The following is a 5954-nucleotide window of genomic DNA, read 5'->3' as shown; positions in this document are numbered from 1 at the left end:
TTCGGGCAGCTGATGCAGGGGCAGCTCTTCTCGCGCGTGCTGACGGGCGTCTACGACATTCCGGCCGCGTACCTGCGGACCGAGGCGTACTATACCAACACCACGCAGGTGGATGCCTATCGCGGCGCAGGCCGCCCCGAGGCGAACTACGTGCTGGAGCGCGTGATGGACCGGGCCGCCCGCGAGCTGGGCGTCGATCCGTTCGAGCTGCGCCGCATGAACTTCATCAGGCCCGAGCAGTTTCCCTATCCCACGCCCTCGGGCGAGACCTACGACGTGGGCGATTTCCGCCGCGTGCTGGACCACGCCGCGCGCGACGCCGACGTGGCGGGCTTCCCCGCGCGCCGCGCCGCGTCGGAGAAGGCGGGCAAGCTGCGCGGGCTGGGGCTGGGCTGCTACATCGAAAGCATCCTCGGTTCGCCGTCCGAGGACGTGAAGGTCGAGTTTACCGAGGACGGCGGCGCGCTGATCTATGTCGGCACCCAGTCGAACGGGCAGGGGCACGAGACGGTCTTCGCCAGGTTCCTGTCGGATCAGACCGGCATTCCGGCTGAAAAAATCCAGGTCGTGCAGGGCGATTCGGACCTGATCGCCGGCGGCGGCGGTACCGGCGGTTCGCGATCCGTAACGGTGCAGACGAACGTGACGCTGGTGGCGGTGGCCGACATGGTGAAGGGCTTCGCCGAGTTCCTCGCGCCCGAGATGGGCGTCGACGCGGGCGCGGTGCGCTTCGACGACGAACGTTTCCGCGCCGAGGGCTCGAACCTCTCGCCGACGATGATCGAGGCGGCGCAGATGGCGCGCGAGGCCGGCCGCGACGACCTGCTGACATGGACGGCGCACGCGCAGCTGCCGGCCCGCAGCTTCCCCAACGGCGCCCACGTGGCCGAACTCGAGATCGACCCCGAGACCGGGCACGTGGAGGTCGCGCGCTACACGGTCGTCGATGATTTCGGCAACCTCATCAACCCGCGCCTGGCCGAAGGGCAGGTGCATGGCGGCGTGGTGCAGGGCATCGGCCAGGCCCTGACCGAAGTCGCCGTGCACGATGCCGAGGGCCAGCTGCTGACCGCCAGCTTCATGGACTACGCCGTGCCGCGCGCCGCCGACGTGCCGATGATCGCCTTCGACGTCGAGCCGGTGCCGTCCACGGCCAACCCGATGGGCATGAAGGGCTGCGGCGAGGCGGGCACGGTCGGCGCGCTGGCGGCGATGGCCAACGCGATGCAAGACGCGTTCTGGGTGCGTGGCGTGCGACAGGTCGACATGCCGTTTACGCCGGTCCGCGTGTGGGAAATGGCGCAGGGCGTGAAGCAGGCCGCCGAGTGAGTGAGGGCTGTCGCGGCACGGTCAGCCACTTCCGTCCTGCGAAAACGCCGAAGGTCAAGGAAATTATTCACAGTTTCTTTACAGGCCTTCAAGCCGTGGCTTTCGCGCCTACATCACTGTCAGGTCTGCAGAGACGGAACCTTTGCAGGACCTTCACTGTCCCTCGTTCCGTGACTTGCGCCCGAGCTTCGTCTCGGGCGCTTTTTCTTTTCCGCGCAGGTCTTATGTTGGTGTCATGACCCAGACCGACGACGACCTGCGCACGATCCTGAAACGCACCCGCAAGATCGCCGTGGTGGGGGTTTCGCCGAACCCCGTGCGGCCCAGCCACTACGTGGCGCGCTACCTGTCGCTCAAGGGGTTCACGGTGATTCCCGTCAATCCCGGCCATGCGGGCGAAACGCTGTTCGGGCAGACCGTGCGCGCGTCGCTGGCCGACTGCCCCGACGACGTGGACATGGTCGACATCTTCCGCCGGTCCGAGCACGTGCCGCCGATCGTCGATGAGGCGCTGGAGCGGTTCCCGGACCTGAAGACGGTCTGGATGCAGATCGGGGTGCGCAACGCCGACGCCGCCGAGACGGCGCGCGCGCGGGGCGTCGACGTGGTCGAGGACCGCTGCCCCAAGATCGAGTACCAGCGCCTGTTCGGCGAATTGCGGATGGGCGGATTCAACACCGGCATCCTGTCGTCGAAGCTGTAGGAGGGGCCGGCACACGGCGCGCTTCGGCTGCGCCGAATTCGCCCTGCTCGCCGTCCCCGGCGGCAAGGCGTCAGATCTTGCGCGCGGCTTTCTCGGCCAGGCCCGACCGACCCTGCCGGCGCTCAAGCTCGGCCATCACGTCGGCCAACGCGACGCCGCGCGATTCCAGCATCACCAGCAGGTGGAACAGCACGTCGGCGGCCTCGGAGGTCAGTCCCGCGCGGTCGCCCTTCACGGCCTCGATCACCGCCTCGATCGCTTCCTCGCCGAACTTCTCGGCGACCTTGTCGGGGCCCTTGGCCAGCAGCTTGGCGGTCCAACTTTCGTCGGGCGAGGCCTGCGCGCGCTCTGCCACCAGCGCGGCGAGGTCGTCCAGCGTCACGGCCGGACCGGGATGCCGGCCGCGGCCATGTGCGCCTTGGCCTCGGCGATGGTGTGGGTGCCGAAGTGGAAGATCGATGCCGCCAGCACCGCCGAGGCATGGCCTTCGGTCACGCCCTCGACCAAGTGATCGAGGTTGCCGACGCCGCCGCTTGCGATCACCGGCACGTCGACCGCGTCGGCGATCGTGCGCGTCAGCGGGATGTTGAAGCCTTCCTTGGTGCCGTCCCGGTCCATCGATGTCAGCAGGATCTCTCCGGCGCCTTTTGCGGCGATCATCATCGCGAACTCGACCGCGTCGATGCCGGTGGGCTTGCGCCCGCCATGGGTGAAGATCTCCCACCGGTTTTCGTCCACCGCCTTGGCGTCGATGGCGCAGACGATGCACTGGCTGCCGAACTGGTCGGCGGCCTCGGACACGACGTCGGGATTGGCCACCGCGGCCGAGTTGAAGCTGACCTTGTCGGCCCCTGCCAGCAGAAGGGCACGCACGTCATCTACCGTGCGCACGCCGCCGCCAACCGTCAGCGGGATGTAGCACGTCTCGGCCGTGCGGGTGACCACGTCGAACATGGTGCCGCGGTTCTCGTGCGTGGCGTGGATGTCGAGAAAGCAGATCTCGTCCGCGCCGGCGGCGTCGTAGGCGCGGGCGGCGTCCACGGGATCGCCCGCGTCGCGGAGATCGACGAAATTGACGCCCTTGACCACGCGGCCATCGGCGACATCGAGACAGGGAATGATGCGCGTCTTCAACATGGGGCCGTGATATTGCGGAACGCGCCCGAGGGAAAGGCCCTAGCCGCGCAGCGCGGCCATCGCCTCGGACAGATCCAGCGCCCCGTCGTAGAGCGCCCGGCCCGAGATCGCGCCGTCCAGCGCCGCGCCGCAGTCACGCAGGGCGACCAGGTCGGCGACCGAGGAAACTCCGCCTGACGCGATCACCGGGATCGACACCGCCCGCGCCAGCGCCGCCGTCGCCTCGACGTTGGGGCCCTGCATAGCGCCGTCGCGCTCGATGTCGGTGTAGACGATGGCCGCGACGCCCGCGTCCTCGAAGGACCGCGCGAGGTCTGTCGCCATCACCTCGGTCGTCTCGGCCCAGCCCTTGGTCGCGACACGGCCCGCACGCGCGTCGATGCCGACGGCGATCCGGCCCGGAAAGGCGCGCGCCGCCTCGCGCACGAGGTCCGGGTTCTCGACCGCGACGGTGCCCAGGATCACCCGCGCCAGACCTTTGCCCAGCCAGGCCTCGATCGTGGCCATGTCGCGGATGCCGCCGCCCAGCTGCGCGGGCACCTGCGTGCGCGCCAGGATCGCCTCGACCGCGTCGCCGTTCACCGGGCTGCCTGCGAAGGCCCCGTTCAGGTCCACCAGATGCAGCCACTCACAGCCTGCATCGACGAAGGCCTGCGCCTGCGCGGCGGGGTCGTCGTTGAATACCGTCGCCTTGTCCATGTCGCCGCGCAACAGGCGCACGGCCTTTCCGTCCTTCAGGTCGATCGCCGGGTAAAGGATCATGGTCGCGCGTCCCTGTCTGGTGTCGCGCCGCGTTACCCAATGCCCCGCCGCGATGCAAGCGACCCCGCGTCACGCTTGCCCGCTCACGGGCCGCCCGCCATCGTTTTCCGACCTAGGGAGGAAAACCAATGAAGAAGACCCTGATTCTGGCGGCCTGTGCCGTCATGGCCGCCGGCGCGGTATTCGCCGAGCCGCTGCTGGGCACCACCTGGAAGACCGAGGTCGACGAGGGCTCTTACGCGCACATCCGCATGGCCCCCTGCGACGGCAAGATCTGCGGCGTGATCGACCGCACCTTCAACGCCGAAGGCGAATACGAGTCGCCGAACCTCGGCAAGGTGCTGGTGATCAACATGGTCCCGCAGGGCGACGGCCGGTACGAGGGCAAGGTCTGGCGCCCATCGAACGACAAGGTCTACCTCGGCCGCATGGCGCTGGTCGGAAACACGATCGAGCTCAAGGGCTGCGTCGCCGGCGGCCTGCTGTGCTCCAGCCAGACCTGGACGCGCCTGAACTGACGCGCCCTCCACAGACCGGCCCGCGACGCGCGCGGGCCGCGAAGCTCAGGGCTTCCAGCGCAGGAAGTTCTCGATCATCTTCAGCCCGGTGGGGCCGCTCTTTTCCGGATGGAACTGAAGGCCGATGCGGGTTTCGCTCGCGACGATCGCGGTGACGTCCTCGCCGTACTTCACGTGCGCCACGCGCTGTGTCAGGTCGGCCAGCCGCATCTGGTAGGAATGCACGAAATAGGCGTGGTCGCCGCTTTCGACTCCGTCGAGCACCGGGTGCGGGTGGTCGATCACCAGGTCGTTCCAGCCCATGTGCGGCACCTTCAGCGCCGGGTCGGTGGGCACGATGCGCAGGATCTCTCCGTCGATCCAGCCCAGGCCGTCGGTCTCGGTGTATTCGTGGCCGGTGCGCGCCATCAGCTGCATGCCGACGCAGATGCCCATGAACGGTCGGCCGCGCGTCTCGACCGCCTCGACCATCGCCTCGAAGCAGCCCGAGTTGCGCAGCGCCGCGGCACAGGCGGGGAACGCCCCGTCGCCCGGCAGCACGATGTGGTCGGCGCGCGCGACGTCCTCGGCGCGCGTGGTCACCACGACCTCGCCCTCGCCGATCTCGCGGGCCACGCGCTCGAACGCCTTGTTGGCCGAATGCAGGTTGCCGCTTTCGTAGTCGATGATCGCCGTCAGCATGCGTCTTCTTCTCTCTGCAAGTATCCCGGGGGTGAAGGGCGCCGAAGGCGGTCGAGGGGGCAGCGCCCCCTCAAAGCGCGCCCTTGGTCGACGGAATGGCATCCGCCTTGCGCGCGTCGGTCTCGACCGCCTCGCGCAGCGCGCGGGCCACGGCCTTGAACGTCGCCTCGGCCACGTGGTGCGCGTTGATCCCGTCGAGGCAGGCGACGTTCAGCGTGATCCCGCCATGAGTCGCGAAGGCCTGGAAGAATTCGCGCACCAGTTCCGTGTCGAAGCTGCCGATCTTGGCGGCCGCGAAGTCGACCTTCCACACCAGATAGGGCCGGCCCGACAGGTCCAGCGCCGCGCGCACCAGCGCGTCGTCCATCGGCAGCAGGCACGACCCGTAGCGGCGGATTCCGCGCTTGTCGCCCAGCGCGCGCGCCAGCGCCTGGCCCAACGCGATGCCCGTATCCTCGACCGTGTGGTGGTCGTCGATGTGCAGGTCGCCCGTGGCGCGCACGGTCATGTCGATCAGCGCGTGACGCGACAGCTGGTCCAGCATGTGGTCGAAGAACCCGACGCCCGTGCGGTTGTCGTAGGTGCCCGTCCCGTCGAGGTCGATCGTGACCGAGATGTCGGTCTCGGCGGTCTTCCGGGTGATTTCAGCGCGGCGCATCGCCACCTCCTGCCTGTCCCGGGGGCCTTATAGGCGCCGGATCGCAGGGGGGAAAGCCGGTAGTGGCCGGCTGTGCGTCGCGGAACTTTGCGAGGGAAAGGTGTCGGTCCGATGGAGCGGGCGAGGCGATTCGAACGCCCGACCCTAACCTTGGCAAGGTTATGCT

At 68.6% G+C, this 5954-nt stretch carries 8 protein-coding genes; 3 read left to right on the top strand and 5 right to left on the bottom strand.

Annotation, left to right across the window (positions count from 1 at the left end):
* Both ACFDTC_RS17030 and ACFDTC_RS17025 read left to right on the top strand, forming a co-directional pair.
* Positions 1-1329: xanthine dehydrogenase family protein molybdopterin-binding subunit (locus tag ACFDTC_RS17030; RefSeq protein WP_375260072.1), on the top strand; the 1329-nt coding region annotated here is incomplete at its 5' end.
* A gap of 235 nt (positions 1330-1564) precedes the next feature.
* Entirely contained in the window at positions 1565-2032 is a 468-nt protein-coding gene (locus tag ACFDTC_RS17025) for a CoA-binding protein (protein ID WP_375260071.1), read from the top strand.
* A 70-nt stretch (positions 2033-2102) separates the two neighbouring features.
* Here the strand turns inward: ACFDTC_RS17025 and ACFDTC_RS17020 are convergent, their stop codons facing one another.
* From ACFDTC_RS17020 to hisA, 3 genes are read right to left on the bottom strand one after another with little or no spacing between them, the layout of a single operon-like run.
* A complete protein-coding gene (locus tag ACFDTC_RS17020) occupies positions 2103-2414 on the bottom strand; it encodes a phosphoribosyl-ATP diphosphatase (protein ID WP_375260070.1) in 312 nt (103 codons plus the stop codon).
* Positions 2411-3169 carry an imidazole glycerol phosphate synthase subunit HisF gene (gene hisF, locus ACFDTC_RS17015; RefSeq protein ID WP_375260069.1) on the bottom strand — a complete coding sequence of 253 codons (759 nt, stop codon included), beginning with the start codon at positions 3167-3169 and terminating at the stop codon, positions 2411-2413. Before hisF ends, ACFDTC_RS17020 begins: the two co-directional genes overlap by 4 nt.
* A 39-nt stretch (positions 3170-3208) precedes the next feature.
* The gene (gene hisA, locus ACFDTC_RS17010) at positions 3209-3931 is read right to left on the bottom strand and encodes a 1-(5-phosphoribosyl)-5-[(5-phosphoribosylamino)methylideneamino]imidazole-4-carboxamide isomerase (RefSeq protein ID WP_375260068.1); all 723 of its coding nucleotides are present in this window, start codon (positions 3929-3931) and stop codon (positions 3209-3211) included.
* A 128-nt stretch (positions 3932-4059) separates the two neighbouring features.
* On the opposite strand from hisA, the gene ACFDTC_RS17005 reads away from it, so the two are divergent.
* Positions 4060-4449 (top strand): DUF2147 domain-containing protein, encoded by a 390-nt coding sequence (locus ACFDTC_RS17005; protein ID WP_375260067.1) that lies wholly within the window; start codon positions 4060-4062, stop codon positions 4447-4449.
* Positions 4450-4494: 45 nt separating this feature from the next.
* Here ACFDTC_RS17005 and hisH read toward each other — a convergent pair whose 3' ends face one another.
* Together hisH and hisB are read right to left on the bottom strand one after the other, a co-directional pair.
* A complete protein-coding gene (hisH, locus tag ACFDTC_RS17000; protein ID WP_375260066.1) occupies positions 4495-5130 on the bottom strand; it encodes an imidazole glycerol phosphate synthase subunit HisH in 636 nt (211 codons plus the stop codon).
* Positions 5131-5200: 70 nt separating this feature from the next.
* Positions 5201-5788 carry an imidazoleglycerol-phosphate dehydratase HisB gene (hisB, locus tag ACFDTC_RS16995; protein ID WP_375260065.1) on the bottom strand — a complete coding sequence of 196 codons (588 nt, stop codon included), beginning with the start codon at positions 5786-5788 and terminating at the stop codon, positions 5201-5203.
* Positions 5789-5954: the final 166 nt, after the last annotated feature.

Origin of the sequence: Citreimonas sp. (genome assembly GCF_042096055.1) — a bacterium.
In the GTDB taxonomy this organism is placed as follows: Bacteria; Pseudomonadota; Alphaproteobacteria; order Rhodobacterales; family Rhodobacteraceae; genus Citreimonas.
Note: the sequence above shows the minus strand (reverse complement) of the source record. Positions and strands in the feature narration are given on the sequence as shown.

Bases quoted from the DNA above. Each gene is read 5' to 3' on its own strand.
- hisH (WP_375260066.1), bottom strand. From the start codon at position 5,130: ATGCTGACGGCGATCATCGACTACGAAAGCGGCAACCTGCATTCGGCC.
- hisA (WP_375260068.1), bottom strand. From the start codon at position 3,931: ATGATCCTTTACCCGGCGATCGACCTGAAGGACGGAAAGGCCGTGCGC.
- ACFDTC_RS17025 (WP_375260071.1), top strand. From the start codon at position 1,565: ATGACCCAGACCGACGACGACCTGCGCACGATCCTGAAACGCACCCGC.
- ACFDTC_RS17005 (WP_375260067.1), top strand. From the start codon at position 4,060: ATGAAGAAGACCCTGATTCTGGCGGCCTGTGCCGTCATGGCCGCCGGC.
- hisB (WP_375260065.1), bottom strand. From the start codon at position 5,788: ATGCGCCGCGCTGAAATCACCCGGAAGACCGCCGAGACCGACATCTCG.
- hisF (WP_375260069.1), bottom strand. From the start codon at position 3,169: ATGTTGAAGACGCGCATCATTCCCTGTCTCGATGTCGCCGATGGCCGC.